General features: G+C 63.7%; 16 protein-coding genes. 11 read left to right on the plus strand and 5 right to left on the minus strand.

All coding sequences use genetic code 11. The annotated features are described in order from the left end of the window. Window positions 1–93 precede the first annotated feature (93 nt). Both murJ and ACIQTZ_RS11100 read right to left on the minus strand, forming a co-directional pair. The gene (gene murJ / locus ACIQTZ_RS11095) at window positions 94–2,103 is read right to left on the minus strand and encodes a murein biosynthesis integral membrane protein MurJ (RefSeq protein ID WP_402980372.1); all 2,010 of its coding nucleotides are present in this window, start codon (window positions 2,101–2,103) and stop codon (window positions 94–96) included. A gap of 26 nt (window positions 2,104–2,129) precedes the next feature. Beyond that, a complete protein-coding gene (locus tag ACIQTZ_RS11100; RefSeq protein ID WP_090822121.1) occupies window positions 2,130–2,633 on the minus strand; it encodes an NUDIX hydrolase in 504 nt (167 codons plus the stop codon). 196 nt (window positions 2,634–2,829) lie between these two features. Here ACIQTZ_RS11100 and ACIQTZ_RS11105 point away from each other — a divergent pair, with 196 nt between their 5' ends. The 5 genes from ACIQTZ_RS11105 (at window position 2,830) to ACIQTZ_RS11125 (ending at window position 8,699) form a co-directional block, all read left to right on the plus strand. Continuing rightward, window positions 2,830–4,296, plus strand: coding sequence for a CCA tRNA nucleotidyltransferase (locus tag ACIQTZ_RS11105; protein ID WP_400334946.1), 1,467 nt, complete (start codon window positions 2,830–2,832; stop codon window positions 4,294–4,296). After that, window positions 4,297–4,878, plus strand: coding sequence for a histidine phosphatase family protein (locus ACIQTZ_RS11110; protein ID WP_397324211.1), 582 nt, complete (start codon window positions 4,297–4,299; stop codon window positions 4,876–4,878). Window positions 4,879–5,466: 588 nt separating this feature from the next. Continuing rightward, complete coding sequence (locus ACIQTZ_RS11115; RefSeq protein ID WP_400334948.1) at window positions 5,467–5,607, plus strand: hypothetical protein; 141 nt, start codon at window positions 5,467–5,469, stop codon at window positions 5,605–5,607. Between the two features lie 166 nt (window positions 5,608–5,773). Beyond that, window positions 5,774–7,264, plus strand: coding sequence for a glycosyltransferase family 87 protein (locus tag ACIQTZ_RS11120; protein ID WP_402980374.1), 1,491 nt, complete (start codon window positions 5,774–5,776; stop codon window positions 7,262–7,264). After that, window positions 7,257–8,699 (plus strand): phytoene desaturase family protein, encoded by a 1,443-nt coding sequence (locus ACIQTZ_RS11125; RefSeq protein ID WP_402980376.1) that lies wholly within the window; start codon window positions 7,257–7,259, stop codon window positions 8,697–8,699. Before ACIQTZ_RS11120 ends, ACIQTZ_RS11125 begins: the two co-directional genes overlap by 8 nt. An 11-nt stretch (window positions 8,700–8,710) precedes the next feature. On the opposite strand, the gene ACIQTZ_RS11130 is transcribed toward ACIQTZ_RS11125, so the two are convergent. Continuing rightward, the gene (locus ACIQTZ_RS11130; RefSeq protein ID WP_402980379.1) at window positions 8,711–9,316 is read right to left on the minus strand and encodes an NAD(P)-dependent oxidoreductase; all 606 of its coding nucleotides are present in this window, start codon (window positions 9,314–9,316) and stop codon (window positions 8,711–8,713) included. Window positions 9,317–9,399: 83 nt separating this feature from the next. Between ACIQTZ_RS11130 and ACIQTZ_RS11135 the strand changes: the two genes are divergently transcribed. Then, entirely contained in the window at window positions 9,400–9,798 is a 399-nt protein-coding gene (locus ACIQTZ_RS11135; protein ID WP_400334956.1) for a winged helix-turn-helix transcriptional regulator, read from the plus strand. A 48-nt stretch (window positions 9,799–9,846) separates the two neighbouring features. On the opposite strand, the gene ACIQTZ_RS11140 is transcribed toward ACIQTZ_RS11135, so the two are convergent. Beyond that, window positions 9,847–10,545, minus strand: coding sequence for an ABC transporter ATP-binding protein (locus tag ACIQTZ_RS11140; protein ID WP_402980382.1), 699 nt, complete (start codon window positions 10,543–10,545; stop codon window positions 9,847–9,849). Window positions 10,546–10,568: 23 nt separating this feature from the next. Further along, complete coding sequence (locus tag ACIQTZ_RS11145) at window positions 10,569–11,648, minus strand: ABC transporter permease (RefSeq protein ID WP_402980385.1); 1,080 nt, start codon at window positions 11,646–11,648, stop codon at window positions 10,569–10,571. Window positions 11,649–11,843: 195 nt separating this feature from the next. Between ACIQTZ_RS11145 and ACIQTZ_RS11150 the strand changes: the two genes are divergently transcribed. From ACIQTZ_RS11150 to ACIQTZ_RS11170, 5 genes are all read left to right on the plus strand, one after another. After that, window positions 11,844–13,136 carry a sensor histidine kinase gene (locus tag ACIQTZ_RS11150; protein ID WP_402980388.1) on the plus strand — a complete coding sequence of 431 codons (1,293 nt, stop codon included), beginning with the start codon at window positions 11,844–11,846 and terminating at the stop codon, window positions 13,134–13,136. Further along, a complete protein-coding gene (locus ACIQTZ_RS11155; RefSeq protein WP_402980391.1) occupies window positions 13,133–13,789 on the plus strand; it encodes a response regulator in 657 nt (218 codons plus the stop codon). Before ACIQTZ_RS11150 ends, ACIQTZ_RS11155 begins: the two co-directional genes overlap by 4 nt. Window positions 13,790–13,847: 58 nt before the next feature. After that, entirely contained in the window at window positions 13,848–15,827 is a 1,980-nt protein-coding gene (locus tag ACIQTZ_RS11160) for a penicillin-binding transpeptidase domain-containing protein (RefSeq protein ID WP_402980394.1), read from the plus strand. 13 nt (window positions 15,828–15,840) lie between these two features. Then, window positions 15,841–17,106 (plus strand): FAD-dependent oxidoreductase, encoded by a 1,266-nt coding sequence (locus ACIQTZ_RS11165; protein ID WP_402980397.1) that lies wholly within the window; start codon window positions 15,841–15,843, stop codon window positions 17,104–17,106. A 109-nt stretch (window positions 17,107–17,215) separates the two neighbouring features. Then, window positions 17,216–18,898, plus strand: coding sequence for an ABC-F family ATP-binding cassette domain-containing protein (locus ACIQTZ_RS11170; RefSeq protein ID WP_397324198.1), 1,683 nt, complete (start codon window positions 17,216–17,218; stop codon window positions 18,896–18,898). Window positions 18,899–19,038 lie beyond the last annotated feature (140 nt).

A 19,038-nucleotide genomic window follows, 5' to 3' on the forward strand; every position in this document is an offset into this window, starting at 1 on the left:
ACCCACTGAGCCGGGAAAACCGCTTTTGCAACTACCTATATTCGTTTCTAGCCTAGCCGATAGCCGCCCTGCGCCCACGTTGGCGCCGCCGCTTTACCTCTTCCTGTTGTCCTCCACAGGGAAGTAGGGATTCCGTCCAGCCTCGCCCTGGTAGGTCCGGCGTCCGGGCAGCGGTACCTGGGGACGGAACTTCCCGCCCATGGCCGTACTGGGCACATCTTCGTCCGGAATGTACTCGGCTGCGCCAACCACATCAGGGTGGCGCTCGACGGCGGGTTCCGGCTCGAGTGCCGGGCCGGCCCTGAAGGATGCGGCGTCGAATTCGCCCGAGATGCGCGGAATCAGGCCGGTGTCGTCCGAAACCGTGGCGCGTGCCGCCGTCGTGGGTTCAGCAGCGGCGCCGGCGGGGACCGGTACGCCCCGGCCCAGGCGGCCGAGCAACGGTCGCAGCAGGTCGCGAAGTTCGGTGACGCGGAAAACCCGCAGCAACAGCAGGTAGGCAACCAACATGACAGGCCCGACGACGACAACCGTCACCAGGGCGGCGAGCCGGCTGCTCCAAGCGAATCCGTCGGCGCGGTAGCTGCCGAGCAACCACAGCGCCAGGGCACCGGCAATGGCCGAGCCAAGGCCTGCGTAGCCCATACGGATATACGAGTTGGCGATGCGTGGACCGTCGAGGTGGCCCAGCAAGCGGCGAAGGAACACCACGCTGATCACCACGGAAAGGATGTTGCCCAGGGTATAGAGGACGGCGATCGCGTAAATGATCTGTCCCACCGGCAGGAACTGGATGATGAACGCGCCCACCACGTAAACCACGGCCAGCAGCAACTGAACGTAGAGGGGTGTGCGGGCGTCCTCGTTGGCATAGAAGACGCGGGACATCATGAAGTTGGCGCTCATAAAAGGGGTGCTGAGGGCAAGGATGGTCAACGTCTGCGCCAGCATGACGCCGTCCTGTGGCTCACCGCCGGAGAAGAACATGCCCAAGGGGCCGGCGAGGGCGAACAGTGCCAAGGCACCGAACACGGTGGCGACCGCCATGGTCCGGAGGCCGTGCGACAGGGCGTCGCGGAGTTCTGCCTTGTTGCCGTCCTGGGACGCACGGGTCATGCGGTTAAAGAGGACAGTGGCCAAGGAGAGGGCAATGATCGAGTGGGGCAGGAGATACAACTGGCTCGCGACCTCGAGGACCGCGTTGCCGGGAAGCGTGGAGGCCGCGGTGGTCTCCCCCGCGTTGCTCAGCCGAAGCCGCTCGGCGCCGGGAATCGTGGCGATCCTCATGACATAAAGGAACGCCAACTGCCCGACGGCGGCAGTCAGCAGCGTCCACACGCTCAGCTTCGCTGCCTGGCCCAGTCCAACGCCCCGCCAACCGAAGCGCGGCCGGAGGCCCAGCTTCAGCCTCAGGACCGGTATGAGCAGGATGGCCGTCTGGGCCACCACGCCGATGGTGGAGAAACCGGCCACGAAGAAGGTCTGTATCGGCCCCCAGTTATCCAGCGTGTGCGGATTGGTGATGTTGGCACCAAGGATCCAGATGAACATCCCCAGGCCCGCAATGGCCACGAGGTTGTTCAGGATGGGAGCCCACATGGCAGGCCCGAACGCTCCGTGGGCGTTGAGGACCTGGGTAAGGAGGGCATATAGCCCGTAGAAGAAGATCTGTGGGAGGCACCAGAACGCGAAAGTGACCGCGAGGGCCTTCTGCTGCTCCGAGTAGTCCTGCGTGGTGAGGTCGATGACGAGTGGTGCCGCCAACGTTACTATCGCGGTCAGGGCCAGGAGCACCAGGACTGCGAGGGTCAGGAGCCGGCTGAGGTAATCCGCTCCACGGTCCTCGGCCTTGCTCGCCTTGATGATCTGGGGCACCAGGACGGCATTGAACACGCCGCCGGCAACCAGGAGGAAGATCAGGTTGGGCAGGTTGTTCGCGTTAATAAAGGTGTCAGTAACTGTGGAACCCAGGCCCAGGGCGGCACCAAGCATCCACGTTTTAGCGAAGCCAAGGAACCGGGAAACCAACGTTCCCGCGGCCATGATGGCGCTGGAACGTGCTTCTCCGGATTGAACGGACTGGGTTGTTTTGGCTTCAGACATCGCCTTTATCGTCCCATGTACCCGGCTCAGAGGTGTTCCGGCAGCACTTCCCGTGCCAAATCGGCGATGCGGCGTTCATTCGGGAAGGAGAGCTTCCGGGCCAATTCCTGGATGGGAACCCACGCAGCGTCCACTGCTTCCTGGTCCGGATCGTTCTCGATGGTCAGCTCGCCGCCGGTGGCCTGCAGGAGGAAATGGTGGACCGTTTTGTGCACGCGGTGGCCGCTGACTGTGAACCAGTAGTCAATGCTTCCCAACGGGGCCAGGATGCTTCCCTCGATGCCCGTTTCCTCCGCGATCTCGCGAACGGCAGCTTCCTCGTTGTTTTCGCGGCCTTCCGGGTGCCCCTTGGGCAGGCACCACTCCAGCCGGCCACCCCTGTTAAGGCGGGCGATGATCGCAACCCGGAGTTCGCCGTCGGACGTGTCCACCACGACGCCGCCCGCCGATACTTCCTCGACAGTGGGAAGCGAGGCCTGGACCGGGTGCTGCGGGGCAGGCGCGACGTGCGCGCCGATTGCCGACGGCAACGGTGCGTTTGTCCTCCTGCCGGGAGCGCTCGGTACGGGATTGGCCATGAAGTCCACTCTAACGACTCTTGCCCTCGAGTGATGACCGGGACATGGCCGCAAGGTGGACTGCAAAAGACAGCGGTTCCGCAGCACTGCGTATTTGCTGCCTTCCGTGGCCCAACGCCGCCCAAAAATCTGCCAAGCTTAAGGGACTATGGCGCACGTACTGGACAGCTCTTCTGTTAACTTCACCATCGACCCGGTGGTGCTCGATCTCGGGCAGCGCTTTGTCGATGCCGGATTCGAACTGTCGCTGGTAGGCGGCCCCGTGCGCGACCTTTTCCTGGGCAGGACCTCCCCGGACCTCGATTTCACCACCGATGCCACACCGGACCAGACCATCTCCGTCATCAGGAAATGGGCGGACAACTTCTGGGAGATCGGTCGCGCCTTCGGGACCATCGGGATGCGCAAAGACGGCTTCCAGATTGAAATCACCACGTACCGCGCCGAGGCCTACGATGCCGATTCACGCAAACCGGTAGTGGCGTTCGGAAACTCCCTGACGGACGACCTCCTTCGCCGCGACTTCACCATCAACGCCATGGCACTCAAGCTGCCCAGCCTGGAACTGGTTGATCCCTTCGGCGGCGTCCGTGATCTGCACGCGTCCGAACTTGCCACGCCGGGAGCTCCCGAGGCCTCTTTCTCCGACGATCCCCTGCGCATGATGCGGGCAGCCCGTTTCGCCTCGCAGCTTGGAGTCTCCGTCCATGACGACGTCCGGCTGGCCATGTCCCAGATGGCTGATCGCATCAAGATCATCTCGGCAGAACGTGTCCGTGACGAACTCATCAAGCTCATCAATGGGGCGCAACCCCGCGTCGGCATCGACCTGCTGGTGGACACGGGGCTGGCTGAGTATGTCCTCCCGGAAGTTTCCGCCCTCCGCCTCGAATCCGACGAGCACCACCGGCACAAGGACGTGTACCAGCACTCGCTGCAAGTCCTGGAACAGGCCGCGGACCTGGAGACGGGTCTGGACGGCGCGGTCCCGGGTCCCGACTTTGTGCTGCGGTTTGCAGCCTTGATGCACGACGTCGGCAAGCCGGCTACGCGCAAATTCGAACCGGGCGGCGCGGTAAGCTTCCGGCACCACGACGTGGTGGGCGCGAAGCTGACGGCGAAACGCATGAAAGCCCTGCGCTTCGACAACGACACCATCAAGGCTGTCGCACGGCTGGTTGAGCTGCACATGCGTTTCTACGGTTACGGCGATGCCGGCTGGACGGATTCCGCGGTACGCCGCTACGTGACCGATGCCGGACCTCTCCTGGAACGGCTGCACCGGCTCACCCGCTCGGATGTCACCACACGCAACCAGCGCAAGGCCGACCGCCTGTCCTTCGCCTACGATGACCTTGAACAACGCATTGCCACCTTGCTGGAACAGGAATCGCTGGCAGCCGTTCGGCCGGACCTGGATGGCGCGCAGATCATGGCGCTGCTGGGGCTCAAGCCGGGACCCGTCGTCGGACGCGCTTACAAGTTCCTCCTGGAAGAGCGCATGGAACACGGACCGCTCTCCCCTGAGGAAGCCGAGTCCAAACTCCTGGCGTGGTGGGAAGACCAACCCGAGTCCGCCGCCGTCGATCCTGAAACCGAAACTGAGGAGCCTTAATTGAACGCCGCGACCTCCCCGCGCCCGCAACTCTGGATCCTTCGCCACGGCGAGACGGAATGGTCCAAGAGTGGCCAATACACGGGACTCACCGACCTTCCGCTAACGGTGGAGGGTGAACAGCAGGCCGTTGAGGCGCGGAAGGTGCTGGAAGGCATCGACTTCGACCTTGTGCTGACTTCCCCGTTGCGCCGCGCGCGCCGCACTGCCGAACTGGCTGGCTTCCCGGACGCCGTGCATGAGCCGCTGGCCGTGGAATGGAATTACGGTGACTACGAGGGCATCAGCTCGGACCTCATCCGCAAGGACAACCCGGACTACCTCATCTGGACCGACGGTGTCCCCAACGGCGAAACCTTGGACGAAGTTGCGGCACGGGCAGACAAGATCATCGGCCGCGTCCTCGAGTCCGGAATGGACAACGTCCTGGTAGTGGCACACGGGCATTTCTCCAGGATCCTCACGGCCCGGTGGCTTGAAATGGATGCCACCCAAGGCCGTCATTTCCTGTTGGGCACAGCAAAGGTATGCACCCTTGGTTGGGACAAACGAACTCCGACGATTATCCGCTGGGGACTCTGAAAGAAGATTTTTCACATTATTTTGCAGAATTTGCGATTTTGGCTGGCCAAATACACTAATTGTGCTGTACCTTAAATCTTGTTCCCAGGGCGTCTTGCCGGGAACAAAGCGTGCACTCCCCGGTTAGTCTGCCGGGTTGATTGCCTTGGCGGGCTGCTTACGGCCAGAGAAGGAGGTTGGGAAAAATGATTACTTTGACTAGCGGACGGAAGATGACTTTCACTGCTGCCCCGGCCTCTGCTGCTGACGCGCGCCATTTTTGGAGCCACTGACCACTCCTGTTTCACCGGCCCGGCCTTGACGCCGGGGGTGTTACAGATCCAGGGGTCCACCTGGATCTGTATGAGTGCTCAGTTGTGCGAGCGGACCGCAGTACGTCGCGGGTACGCAGTTTTCCCATAGTTCGGAACCAGCTTCTTGTTGGGTTAATTGCCCGTATTCTTCGTGCGGACAATTCGTGTTCCACTGTTCCGGTCTGCTCACTAGTCCATTAATTCCGGCTATTTGTGCCTTTTCGACCCTTGAATTCAATGGGTCTATTTATTGTGCCCAAATTCCGGCCTTTCACCCAAGGAAAGGAGGTGAACCGTGCCCAGGAACCTCAAGGAACTGCGCTTCTTCAAGAGCACCGATGCTCCCAAGGACCGCACCCTGTTCAACGGCCAGCTGCTCGACCAGCGCCGTGAAGACGTTTACGTCGTCCTGCACCAGATGGGAGTCATCCGCTGATGCCTCCCCCACCCGAAGGAGTCTCCGGTGCCGCATGGTCACGCTGAACCCTTGGAAGCCCGCGCGGCTACGCGTGGGCTTCCCCCTTTTAACGCGAACCACCATGGCACGTTAACGCGAACCACCACGGCACGGGCGACCGCTTGCCGGACTGTAAGCTCGACTCATGCAGGAGACGAAGCCGCACCGGCAGCGAGAACGGGTCCGCTTTGTGGTTCCCAGCCGCAGCGACTCTCTGCTCCGTAACTTCACCGAACTGGTAGGTGGTCCGCTCGGCCGCCATTCCTCGCCGGGCAAGATCTCCCCCGGACCGTTCACTGTGGAACGGGTGCTCATCATCTTGACCGTCCTGGCCGCATTGTTGGCTATGCTGGCCAAGGACTATTGCCGGGCCAACGGCTGGGAAACCCCCTCACAGTTCTACGCCACCTGTTATTCAGACTTCCCCGAGTTGTTCAAGAACCGGGGGCTGGGAGACGGCGCCTTCCCCTTCTTCACCCAAGGAAGCCTCTTTGAGTATCCGGTGCTCATGGGCATCATTGCAGGCCTGACGGCGCTGCTGGTTCCGGGCAAAGGCGTGGGCAACGAACGGATCCTCGGGTACTTCGACGTCAACGCGACGCTCATTGTTGCTGCGTGGATTGTCACGGTCCTCCTGACGGCCCGCATCAACAGGCGCCGTCCTTGGGACGCAGCGATGGTGGCCCTTGCGCCGGGGATCATCCTTGCCGGCTTCATCAACTGGGACATGTGGGCAGTAGTACTCCTGGCCCTGGGCATGTACTTTTTTTCGCGCGAAAAATTGGTGTGGGCAGGCATCTTCATCGGACTGGGTACGGCAACCAAGCTCTACCCCCTCCTGATCCTGGGGGCTGTGCTGGTCCTGGCCCTGCGGACGGGTCGCCTCCGTGCCTTCTTCATCACGGCCGGCGCCACGGTGGCGTCCTGGCTGGCGGTCAACCTGCCCTTCGCTGCGATTGACCCGGCCGGCTGGCGCTACTTCTTCGAGTTCACCCAGAACAGGCCTGCTGGATACAGCTCACCGTGGTTCGCTTTCAACCTGGCAGCGGACAGGCTCCACTGGACGCAGCTCAATGCGGCAACCATCAACTCGCTGGCCCTTTACCTGTTTGTCATTGCGTGTGCCCTGATCGGAATCCTCGCGCTGACAGCTCCCAGGCGTCCGCGTCTGGCCCAGCTCGCTTTCCTGATAGTTGCCGCGTTCATCCTGACCAACAAGGTGTACTCACCCCAGTTCGTCATCTGGCTCATTCCGCTGCTGGCCCTGGCCCGCCCACGCTGGCGTGACTTCCTCATTTGGCAGGCAGCCGAGGGGCTGCACTGGGCGGCCATCTGGATGTATCTGGGACAGGCGACCAGCGGCGGCGCACCCCAGCACAACATTGATATGTCCGCGTACGTGTTGGCGGTGGTCCTCCATATGGTTGCCACGGCCTACCTGATGGCCCGCGTGGTGATGGACATCTGGGATCCCTCGCAGGATCCAGTGCGGGCATCAGGTGAGGATGATCCGCACGGCGGCCCCTTTGCAGGCGCAAAGGACTGGTTGAGGATCCACCTTGCCCGTCCGTCCGCATCCACCCTGCCATGGCGGCCGAAAGCACCCCTTCGCGAGGAGATCGGCAGCGATGGCTGACGTCGCCGTCGTCGGGTCCGGACCGAATGGCCTGGCAGCAGCCGTGGTCATGGCGCGGGCCGGACTGGACGTGCACCTCTACGAGGCCGGCGCGACGATCGGCGGCGGAACCCGGACATCCGAGCTTATCCAGCCGGGCTACCTGCACGATGTCTGCTCGGCGGTCCATCCGATGGCCGTGGCATCGCCGTTCTTCAAGGCGTTCGAGTTGGCCAAGCGCATCGAGTTGCTCGTACCCGAGGTGCAGCACGGCGCTCCCTTGGACGTGGGCGGTGCTGCCGTGGCCTACCAGTCCCTGGAACGCACCGCCGACGAACTTGGCAACGACGGGCCGGCTTATCGGCGTTTGCTGCAGCCCCTGCTGGAGAGAGCTGCGGGAATTGTGGACATCTCTTCCTACCAGTTGCTGCGGGCTCCACGGGATCCGCTCGCCGCCTTGCGATTGGGGCTGGCCACCCTGGACCAGGGCACACCGTTCTGGAATCGACGTTTCAGGGAGGAAGCGGCGCCCGCCCTGCTGACGGGCGTCATGGCGCACGCGGTGTCAGCGCTTCCATCGCTGACCGCTACGGGTGCCGGGCTGATGCTTTCCTTGCTGGCCCACGCCGGCGGTTGGGTCATTCCGGTGGGAGGTTCGCAGTCCATCGCGAAGGCTATGGCTGACGACCTTGTTGAGCATGCCGGCACCATCCACACAGGGCAAGCCGTTGAATCACTCCACCAAGTGAGGCCGGCCAAGGCGATACTGCTTGATGTGGCTGCTCCGGCACTGCTCCGGCTGGCTGGATCCGAGGTGCCGGACAGATACCGGAGGGCCCTGGAAACATTCCGGTTCGGGAATGCAGCGTGCAAGGTGGACTACATACTCTCTGAGCCCGTGCCATGGCGCGATCCTGCCTTGGCCAAGTCCGGAACGGTGCACGTGGGAGGCTCCAGGACCGCAATGGCCGAGGCGGAGAACCTTGTAGCCATGGGGAAGCATCCCAGCGAGCCGTATGTCTTGGCGTCACAGCCATCCTTGGTGGACTCCACCCGGGCACCAGCCGGGAGGCGCATTCTGTGGACCTACTGCCACGTTCCGGCTGGTTCGGACGTGGACATGGGAGAAGCCGTCACTGCTCGCCTTGAGCGGTACGCGCCGGGCTTCCGCGACGTGGTGGTGGCTTCAAAAACCACGACGGCGGCAGGGCTGGCCGCCTACAACCGCAACTACGTGGGAGGAGACTTCAGCGCTGGAATGATGAACCTGCGGGGCTTGCTTCGCCGGCCGGTGTTCTCAACAGTTCCTTGGCGGACCCCGATTCCGGGTGTGTACCTGTGTTCGTCCTCCACCTCACCGGGACCCGGAGTGACAGGCATGCCCGGATACAACGCGGCGAAATATGCCTTGAAGGATATATTCCAGAAGCGTGTACCCGGGCTGGGCCTGGCGTAGTTCTGCCCGCGCTAGTTGGCCGCGGTGAAGCGGGAGCGACGGTGGGCCGGGCTCTCGATTTCGTCCAGCATGGCTACGGCGAAGTCCTGGGAGGAGATGGAATTGCCGGCCGGGGTGTCCTTTGCCACCTTGTACTCGCCCGTGCGCTCACCCGGCTGGATGAGGGGTGCGGGCGCGAAGACGGTCCAATCAAGGGACTCGGGGCTCTGCTTGACGGCTTCGAAGGCCTTGGCGGCCGTGGTGGCTTCGGCCTTGTAGGCTTCGGGGAAATCCGGGGAGTCGAGCAGTCGGACGCCGTCGACTGTCAAAGTGCCTGCGCCGCCGACAATCAGGAGGCGGGTTCCCTCCGCGTTGCTGTAGGCCGTAGCCATGGCATTGAGCCATTCCGCATGGTCACCGCCGGTACGGCTGGGGCCCGTTGCCAGCACGACGACGTCGTGGTCTTTTGCAATGGAAGCGAACGCCTTGCTGTCGGCCTGATCGGCTGCCTGGGCCGCGGCGCCGGGAACCTCGGTTCCCTTACGGGAGATTGCGGTGACGCTGTGGCCGCGGGTCAGGGATTCCTTGACGATCTGGCTGCCGACCATGCCCGTTGCGCCGTAGACTGCGATTTTCATTGCTCTCCTTGGGGTTGGTATCCTTGCAATGACACAAAGGTATCCACTGGATACTGATAGCTTCAAAGGAACCTAGTTACCTCATGGATACCAATAGCCTCCCCGGCAACATTCTCGACCCCGATTGCCCCTCCCGCGTGATCTTCCAGCGCATCGGCGACAAGTGGGCGTCCCTGGTGATCCAAGTCCTGGGCGATGGTCCCGTGCGCTTCTCCGAGCTCCGCAAGATGGTCAGCGTGGTCACGCCGAAGGTCCTGACCCAGACCCTGCGCGCCCTGGAACGCGATGGACTGATCACCCGCACCATCCATGCCCAAGTTCCACCCCGGGTGGACTACGAGCTCACCCCCATGGGCCGTTCCCTGCTGCAACCCCTGGGAATGCTGCGGGAATGGGCCGAGAGCCACGTGCCCAGCATCCTGCAAGCCCGGGACGCGTATGACGATGCCCAGGATGAAGCCGTGCTCGGCGCCCCCAACTAAGTCGCAATAGTGCGCGTTATGAGGGCTCAAAACGCGCGCAACTGCGACTTAGTTGGGCAGGGTGGCTGGGACGACGGCGCGGCTGATGCGGCCGTCGCGCATGGTCGCGACGGAGTCGGTCAAGGGGAGGAATTCGGTGTCGTGCGTGACCATGACGGTTGCCGTTGAAAACTGGTCCGTCACATGGCGCAGGAGACGAACGATAGCCTCACTCCTCTCGTGATCGAGCGCCGCCGTGGGCTCGTCCACCAGCAGGACCGTTGGCTCCCCCATGAGCGCCCGTGCGATATTGACCCGTTGGCGCTGGCCGCCGGAGAGCTGGTGCGGACGCTTGTTCGCTGCCGCGCTGAGGCCCACCACATCCAGCAGCTCCCCAGCCCTTCGACGGCCGTCCCTTGCCGCCTTCCCCCGCAAGTGCTCGCCAACCAGTAACTGCTCGACGGCGGTCAGTGAAGGCAGGAGGTTGGGTTGCTGGAAGATGATGCCCACCTTTTCGCGGCGCAGTCTGGTGCGTTCGGCCTCCGTCACTGCGGTGACGTCTTCGCCGTCAATGACAACAACGCCTGAGGTGGGTTTGATCAGTTTTGCAGCCACGGCCAGAAGCGAGGATTTTCCGGATCCAGAAGGACCCACCAAGGACAGGAACTCGCCTCGACCCACCCGGAGATCAACGGAGTCAAGGGCTTTGAGGGTGGACGAGCCGTCGGGATATTCGAGCGTGACGTTGACAAGGCTGAGAACAGACATGTGTATTCCTTTCCGGGAATGAATCAGTTGCCGCCGAGGGCAAGGAGGGGATCAACTGTGGTGACGCGTCGAACGGCAAGGGCGGCACCGGCCAGGCCAAGCACCAGCACGCCTGCAACGGGAAGCAACGTGGTCATGGGTGTTACCAAAAAGGGCGCAGCCTTCGAGGCCGCCCATCCCCCGGCAAGTCCCACCGCGCCACCCGCGGCGGTCCCGGCCAGTAGAACCAAAGCAGCCTGGGCTAAAGCGTCCCGGAGAACGTAGCCGGTAGACCCACCCAAGGCCCGGAGTACGGCGATGTCGCGGGTGCGCTGCACGGTCCATACGGTCAGGAATGCCACGATCACCAGTGCAGAAATGCCGTAGAGGAAGGCCTGCATCAGCATCAACGAGCCGTTCTCACTCTTGTACGACCCCAAAGCCTGGAAGGAACCCAGAACGTCAGAACTGACCGTCCCGGCCGCCGCGTTGGCGGCGTCGGCACTCACGGAGGCGCCGGCGTCGTACGTGACTCCCAAGACGGTTGCCGTATTCGGTGCGGCGTGCGCAATGCTTCGCCAGTCCGGCAAGGTGGTCCAGACGACGCCCGTGTGCGAGTACCACTGGTCCTCAACCACGTCCGCCACGGTCAGGTCAGTACCGCCAAGGCGTACGCGGCTGCCGGGTTGGAGGGCCAGGTCCTTTGCCACGGTCTGGCCGATCACCACTGTGCCCTCGCCAACGATGGAAGGGGTCAGTGCACCTCCGAAGACCGCCACGTTGGCCGTTCCGGTGGCCGATCCATCGCCGGCCAGGGACTGGAAGCGGGTCTGGCTGATGCCGACGGCCTGAACTGACGAGACGCCCGGTTGGTCGCGCCAGGCCTGGAGCTGTCGCGAGGATACTTCGGACTCCGTGTACGAGGCCTTGGGTTCGCCGCCGGCCGGTGCGCCGAAGACGATCTGTTGGACCGGCAGGTTCTTGATGGCCGACGTCGACTGGTCGCCAAGTCCGGCGGTCAACCCGGAGAGCATGACGAGCAGGAGGGTGATGAGGGCCACCACACTGCCCATAAGTGCGAAGCGGCCCTTCGCGAAACGGATGTCGCGGATGGCAAGAAACATCGGATTCCTTCGGTTGGGTGCGGGCTTTGTCCCGGCACACTCCACTTTTCCGTCCGGCATGCTTGGGCACATCGGAAGCGGGGTGGATTACCAGCGGACGTCGGGTTGAGGGGTTCATCAACCGAATGGTTGATTCAGGCGTGATACCGCGGTTTTCGGGCTCATCCGCTCCGCGGCGCGGATACGCTGGGAAGCGTGAATGCACACCCCGGAGAAGACCGACTGGAGACGCCCACAGACGCCATCCTCCGCGTCCTCCGGGTGAGCCTCCATGTGGGTTTCGCGGTGCTGTTGCTGGTGGCGGTGATCCGGTTGCTGGCAGGCGCCGGCGCGGCGCCCTCGGCCGTGGCCCTGGCCGCTGGCCTGGGACTTTCCGGCGCCCTGGCACTTGTCTATTTGGCCGGGACGGTGCTGGAGAAGCGGCACGCGAGCGGTGCGTCGCCGTTCGATCCCACCCCCTACGCTCGCTGGTGGTTGGCCACGGTCATGCTCCTGTGGCTGCTGCTCCTGCTGGTCAGCGGCGATTTCGCCTGGGTGGCCTTCCCGCTCTTCTTCCTCCAACTGCACATCCTGCCGCGCCGGGCCGCGCTTCCGGCGATCGTGGTGAGCACGGCGCTGCTGGTTGGCGCCCTGTGGTTCCACGGCCGGGGAACGCCCGACGGCGGATTGCAGCTTGCGATGATCCTGGGGCCACTGTTCGGGGCAGGGTTCGCCGTGGTCACGGGCATGGCCTACCGCGCCTTGTTCCAGGAAGCCGAAAGCCAACGGCTGGTTGCCGACGAACTCCGACGGACCCGCGCCGAACTCGCGCGCACCCAGCACGAGGCCGGCATGATCTCCGAACGCGAGCGTTTGGCCCGCGAAATCCACGACACGTTGGCCCAAGGGTTCTCCAGCATCATCCTGATGGGAAGGTCGGCGGAAAAGGCCCTGGCGGATGGACAACCGGAGACAGCGCAGGAGCGGTTGAGGACTGTCCAGGAAACGGCTTCGGCCAACCTGGCTGAAGCCCGGAGCTTTGTCCGTGGCCTGCGGTCTCCCGACCTGGCGCAGTCGGGGTTGGTGGATACCCTGTCCAGGCTCTGCGCGAAGACGGAGACGGAAGCCGCTGCCCGGGGGACCGATCTGCGTTGCCGCTTCGAGTTGGTGGGCTCCCCCGTGGAACTCCCCGGTTCCTACCAGACCACCTTGCTGAGGGCGGCCCAGGCTTCCCTCGCGAACGTGTGGGCGCACGCCCACGCCCATGCCGCCGTCGTGACCCTGTCCTTCCCAGGAACCGAGGTGACCATGGATGTCTTCGACGACGGCGTTGGTTTTGATTCCACGACGGTGGCCGGCACGGCGAGGGGCGACGGAACCGGCGTCGGGCTTTCGGGGCTGCGTGAGCGGCTTGCCGCCCTGGACGGGAGCATGGAGATTGAGTCCGCACCGGGAGAGGGGACGGTGGTGGCCATCCGCCTGCCGCTTCCCGAGGAGGGTGCAGCATGAGCGGGATCCGTGTGCTCCTGGTGGATGACCATCCCGTGGTCCGCGCAGGGCTCCGAGCCATGCTGGCCGATTTTCCAGGCGTCAGCGTCGTGGCAGAGGCCTCCGATGGTGCTGCGGCGTTGGTGGAGCTTCGGCGTTTGGCTGCCTTGGAAGAGCCGGTGGACCTGGTGCTCATGGACCTCCAGATGGGCACCGGCATGGACGGAGTCACGGCAACGGGCAAGATCAAGGCCGGTGGGGGCGGGACTCCCCCGCCCCCGGTGCTGATCCTCACCACGTACGACACCGACGCCGACATCCTCGCCGCCGTGGAGGCAGGAGCGAGCGGCTATATGCTCAAGGACGCCCCACCGGAGCAGATCCTGCAGGCAGTTTCACAGGCCGCAGCGGGGCAGACGGCGCTGGCCCCGGAAGTTGCGGCACGGCTTATGGGACGGATCCGCAACCCGTCGCCGGCGCTGAGTGCCAGGGAAGTCCAGCTCTTGGAATTGCTGGCAACGGGCATGGGCAACCGGGCTATTGCCAAGCAGCTTTTCATCTCGGAGGCCACCGTGAAGACGCACCTGGTGCACATCTACTCAAAGCTTGGCGTGGACAACAGGACCGCCGCGATTGCCGTGGCCACGCAGCAAAGGATCATCCGCGCTCGGTGACCGTCCGGGGTGTGGGCGCAACAAGAAACTGTCAGTGGAACCCGGCATAATGGCGCAAATGGGGAAACTTCGGAACCTGGTCCTTGGTCTCGTTACGCTGGTGATGGCCGGTTCGCTGACCGCTTGCGATGACGGCCGCTCTGGAGCGGAGAGTGCCGCAAAACAGCTGGCCTCCGCCTTGGAAGCGCTCGACGTCGGGCAACTCGCCTTCGACGGGAAGGACGCGGCGGCGGCCAACGATGAACTGAAAGCCGTAGTGGGAGGCCTTGACGCCAAGCCATCCGTCCAGTCCGGGGACCTCAAACTCGACGGCGACAAGGCCACCTTCCCCCTCAATTACAGCTGGAACATCGGCTCGGCCAAGTGGGAATACAGCCGGGAAGCGACCCTCAAGAAGTCAGGCGACAAATGGGCAGTCCAGTGGTCTCCGTCCCTCCTTGCCCCGGAGCTCGCTGATGGCCAAACGCTCTCGGCAAAGACTGTAGCTGCCCAGCGCGGGCAGATCCTGGGTTCCGGGGACGCTCCGATCGTCGAAGATCGGCCTGTCTTCCGGGTTGGTATCGACAAAACCAAAACCTCCGAAGACAAGTGGGACGCCTCGGCCCGGGCCATGGCTGAACTGCTCGGCCTGGATGCAGAGGACTACGCCAAGCAAGTGGCAGGCTCCGGACCACAGGCCTTCGTGGAGGGCATCGTCCTGCGCGCCTACACAGCGGATATCACTGAAGCCAAGATCAAGGCCATCCCGGGTGGTGTGAGCATCCTCGACTCCATGGCCCTTGCCCCCACGCGCACTTTCGCGCGCGCACTCCTGGGCAGTGTTGGCCAGGCCAGCGCCGAACAGATCGAAAAGTCCAACGGCGCCCTGCGCGCCGGGGATACCACCGGTACGGGCGGGCTGCAACAGAAATACGACTCCTTGCTTCGCGGCAAGGACGGCGTGGAAGTTGTTGCCACCGCCGAGCCTGCGGCCGAAGGCGCAACGCCGGAAACCAAGGTGCTCTTCTCCACTCCCGCGGAAGCGGGGACCACGCTGAAAACCACGCTGGACCTTAAGCTCCAGCAACTGGCCGAAGAGACACTGGCCGGCGTTGGACCAGCATCGGCAATCGTTGCCCTCAAACCGTCAACGGGCGCAGTGCTTGCTGCGGCGTCCGGGCCGGGCAGCAACGGCTACAACACAGCACTGCTGGGCCAGTATGCACCCGGTTCCACGTTCAAGATTGTTGATTCCCTGGCGATGTTCCGGAACGGTGCCACGCCGGACTCCAAGGTTGACTGTCCCTCCACGGTGACCGTGGATGGCAGGACCTTCAAGAACTCCGAGGGGTATCCCGAAAGTTCGCTGGGCAACGTCACACTGACCGACGCTTTTGCCCACTCCTGCAACACGGCGTTCATCAACGCCCGCGACACAGTCAGCCAGGATCAACTCGAATCGGCTGCCACGGCGCTGGGCGTTGCTGTAGAGGCCCCCAAACTGGGTGCCGATGCCTTCCTCGGTTCCGTTCCGGGCGAGGCAGCCGGCACCGAGCACGCGGCGTCCATGATCGGGCAAGGCAAGGTGCTGTTCTCGCCGCTCTCAGCGGCTGTCATGGCTGCCTCCGTTGCCAACGGAGCGCCCGTTTCGCCCCAACTGGTGCTCAACGCCGACGCCGCGGGAACCCAACAGAACCCCGACGCCGGTACGGCCACCGCGGAAGGCGGCACCGCATCGCCGTCGTCCGCTACGGCAATGGCCCCGGCGTCACCTGCATCCACCAAGCCGATCACCAAGGAAGAAGCCGCGTCCCTTTCGGACATGATGCGTGCCGTAGTGACCTCCGGGCACGCCGGGTTCCTGGCACAGGTTCCCGGAGCACCCGTGGGCGCCAAGACGGGAACTGCCGAATTCGGAAACGACGATCCGCCGAAAACGCACGCGTGGATTGTGGCAGTGCACGGTGACCTCGCAGTGGCCGTGTTCGTCGAAGACGGTGGACTCGGCGCCACCACCAGCGGCCCTTTGCTGAAGACCTTCCTGACGGCTGCCGGATGATGAGGGAGTAACCATGGAAACCAGCAATACCCAGTGCTTGGTGGTCGGCGGAGGGCCGGCAGGAATTGTCCTGGGACTATTGCTGGCGCGTGCCGGGCTCCGCGTGACGGTGCTGGAGAAGCACGCTGATTTCCTGCGTGACTTCCGCGGTGACACCGTGCACGCTTCCACCGTGCGGCTCCTCGATGAACTGGGCCTGGGTGAAGGGTTCCGACGGCTGCCCCAAAGCCAACTGAACAACTTCCGGCTGCCCACCGAAGACGGCGAATCCGTGGTCCTGGCTGATTTCGGCCTCCTCAAGGCGCCGTACAACTATGTGGCCATGGTGCCCCAATGGGATCTGTTGGACTTCCTGGTGGAAGCGGCCCGGCAGGAGCCGACTTTCACGCTGCTTATGAACACCGAGGCAACGGACGTGGTGAGGGATGCTGCAGGCGCCGTGGAAGGAGTCAGGTTCCGTACACGGGATCCCCAATCCGGCGAAACCATGGATACCGGGGAACTGCGGGCCGGACTCACGGTTGCCTGTGACGGACGGGGTTCCATCATCCGCCAACGAGCGGGAATGGTGCCCCGTGAGTTCTCCGTGCCGTTCGATACGTGGTGGTTCCGGCTTCCCCGGACGGCTTCGGAACACGATCCTGTGGCGTCCATTTCTCCGCGGTTTGGGCGCGGGGACGTGCTGCTCAGCCTGACCCGCAAGGACTACCACCAGATTGCCTATCTGGCAGCGAAGGGGTTGGACGCGGATCTGAGGCGAGAGGGTGCACAGGCTTTCCGCGACCGCATTTCACGGCTGCGTCCGGACCTCGCGGATCGCGTGGACACCATCCGCTCCATGGATGACGTCCACCTCCTGGACGTCAAGCTCAACAGGCTCAGCCGATGGCATCGGCCTGGCTTGTTGCTGATCGGAGACGCAGCACATGCCATGTCGCCGGCCGGAGGGGTAGGCATCAACCTGGCCGTCCAGGATGCGGTGGCCGCTGCCCGGATCCTGGCACCCGCCCTGCTCAGCTCAACCCTGGACGAAAGCCACCTCGCTGCCGTGCAAAAGCGCCGTTGGCTCCCAACAGTGCTCGTCCAGACGTTCCAGCGCGTGCTGCACCGGGGAGTGTTCGCCCGGGTCATGGCAGGACATGAGCCCAGGCCACCCAAGCCGCTGCTGTTCGTCATCCGCCATTTCCCGGGCTTCCGCAAGCTGCCCGCGCGGATGATCGCGTTTGGCCCTCGTCCTGAGCACGCACCCGGGTTTGCGCGGCGGAAGCCTGACGCCTGACCCGCAAAGGTCCCCTGCCGGCCAATGGTTCGACGCCGCCCATGGTTCCGTGCCCGCCCAGGCAAGTGCCGCCGTCGAGCATTAACTCCCACCATGGGAAGATGGGGCAGTGGCCCATATTGACGTTTCCGGCATCGACTACTTCCTCTCCGACGGCACCCAACTGCTCAACGGCGTGACCTTTAAGGTTCCTGATGGCACCAAGACGGCGCTGATCGGCCCGAACGGTACCGGCAAAACCACGCTGTTCAAGATCATCGCGGGCGATCTCACTCCGGACGAAGGTGTGGTTGGACGCTCGGGAAACATGGGCATCATGCGCCAGTTCGTGGGCCAGGTCCGCGATGAATCCACTGTTCGGGACCTGTTGGTCTCTACCGCCCAGCCGGGCCTCGCCAAGGCGGCCAAAGCCGTTGAGGAAGCCGAGCTGGCCATGATGGAGCACGACGACGAGCCCACCCAGATGCGCTATGCCCAGGCAATCGTGGACTGGGGTGACGCCGGCGGGTACGACGTGGAAACCGTGTGGGACGAGGTCTGCATGGCCGCCCTGGGGATTTCCTTCGACAAGGCACAGTTCCGCCGGGCTTCCACCCTGTCCGGCGGCGAGCAGAAGCGGCTCGTGTTGGAAGCACTGTTCGCGGGCCCGGATGAGCTCCTGCTGCTGGACGAGCCCGATAACTATCTCGATGTGCCCGGCAAGCGCTGGCTGGAATCGAAACTCAATGAATCCAAGAAGACTGTGCTGTTCATCAGCCACGACCGCGAGTTGTTGAACAATGCGGCCGGCCGGATCGTGACGCTGGAGCCGGGCATCAATGGTGCCGGTGCATGGATTCACGGCGGCGGTTTTGGCTCCTACGTGGAGGCGCGCGCGGACCGTAACGCCCGTTTCGAGGAACTCCGCAAGCGTTGGGACGAGGAGCACGTGAAGCTCAAGGAACTCGTCAACATGTACAAGAACAAGGCCGCGTTCCGCTCCGACATGGCCAACCGGTACCAGGCTGCACAGACGCGGCTGGCCAAGTTCCTGGAAGCGGGACCACCCGAGGCCCTGCCCATCGAACAGAACGTCCGCATGCGCCTCAAGGGTGGACGGACCGCCAAGAGGGCAGTCGTGGCCGAGAAACTGGAACTGACCGGGCTCATGAAGCCGTTCTCCACGGAGATCTGGTTCGGGGACCGGGTGGGTGTGCTGGGGTCCAACGGCTCGGGCAAGAGCCACTTCCTGCGTTTGCTCGCTACCGGTGGAACCGACCCCGAGCGTGAGCATTTGCCGGTGTCCGACGTCGTGATCGCCGAGGTTCCGCACGAAGGCACCGTCAAGCTTGGTGCCCGCATCCGTCCCGGGTTCTTTGCCCAGACCCACGTGCGGCCGGACCTTTTGGGGCGGACCTTGTTGGAGATCCTGCACCGGGGTGACGAGCACCGGTCCGGGTTGCCCCGTGAGGCGGCTGCGGGTGCGCTGGATTCGTATGGATTGGCCGGCCAGTCGGAGCAGAAGTACGAGTCATTGTCCGGTGGCCAGCAAGCGCGTTTCCAGATCCTTTTGCTGCAGTTGTCCGGCGCTACCCTGCTGCTCCTCGACGAGCCTACGGACAACCTCGACCTGCATTCGGGCGAGGCTCTTGAACGGGCGATTGATGCCTTTGAGGGCACTGTCCTTGCCGTGACGCACGACCGTTGGTTCGCCAAGTCCTTCGACCGTTTCCTGGTGTTCGGCTCGGACGGCAAAGTGTACGAATCCGAAGAGCCGGTGTGGGACGAGAAGCGGGTAGAGCGCGCCCGCTAACCCGACGCTCTCTCACCGAATCGCCCTTAAACGGGATCGCTCTCGCACCCACTGCGAGAGCGATCCGATTTAAAGGGGTGTTAGGTGAGAGAGCGTCCGGGGGTGAGCAAATGATCACAAAAAGTGATTAAGTGCGCGTC

This window comes from Paenarthrobacter sp. NPDC090520 (assembly GCF_044769205.1).
Taxonomy (GTDB): domain Bacteria; phylum Actinomycetota; class Actinomycetes; order Actinomycetales; family Micrococcaceae; genus Arthrobacter.

Bases quoted from the DNA above. Each gene is read 5' to 3' on its own strand.
- murJ (WP_402980372.1), bottom strand. From the start codon at position 2,103: ATGTCTGAAGCCAAAACAACCCAGTCCGTTCAATCCGGAGAAGCACGT.
- ACIQTZ_RS11105 (WP_400334946.1), top strand. From the start codon at position 2,830: ATGGCGCACGTACTGGACAGCTCTTCTGTTAACTTCACCATCGACCCG.
- ACIQTZ_RS11120 (WP_402980374.1), top strand. From the start codon at position 5,774: ATGCAGGAGACGAAGCCGCACCGGCAGCGAGAACGGGTCCGCTTTGTG.
- ACIQTZ_RS11125 (WP_402980376.1), top strand. From the start codon at position 7,257: ATGGCTGACGTCGCCGTCGTCGGGTCCGGACCGAATGGCCTGGCAGCA.
- ACIQTZ_RS11130 (WP_402980379.1), bottom strand. From the start codon at position 9,316: ATGAAAATCGCAGTCTACGGCGCAACGGGCATGGTCGGCAGCCAGATC.
- ACIQTZ_RS11135 (WP_400334956.1), top strand. From the start codon at position 9,400: ATGGATACCAATAGCCTCCCCGGCAACATTCTCGACCCCGATTGCCCC.
- ACIQTZ_RS11140 (WP_402980382.1), bottom strand. From the start codon at position 10,545: ATGTCTGTTCTCAGCCTTGTCAACGTCACGCTCGAATATCCCGACGGC.
- ACIQTZ_RS11145 (WP_402980385.1), bottom strand. From the start codon at position 11,648: ATGTTTCTTGCCATCCGCGACATCCGTTTCGCGAAGGGCCGCTTCGCA.
- ACIQTZ_RS11155 (WP_402980391.1), top strand. From the start codon at position 13,133: ATGAGCGGGATCCGTGTGCTCCTGGTGGATGACCATCCCGTGGTCCGC.
- ACIQTZ_RS11160 (WP_402980394.1), top strand. From the start codon at position 13,848: ATGGGGAAACTTCGGAACCTGGTCCTTGGTCTCGTTACGCTGGTGATG.
- ACIQTZ_RS11165 (WP_402980397.1), top strand. From the start codon at position 15,841: ATGGAAACCAGCAATACCCAGTGCTTGGTGGTCGGCGGAGGGCCGGCA.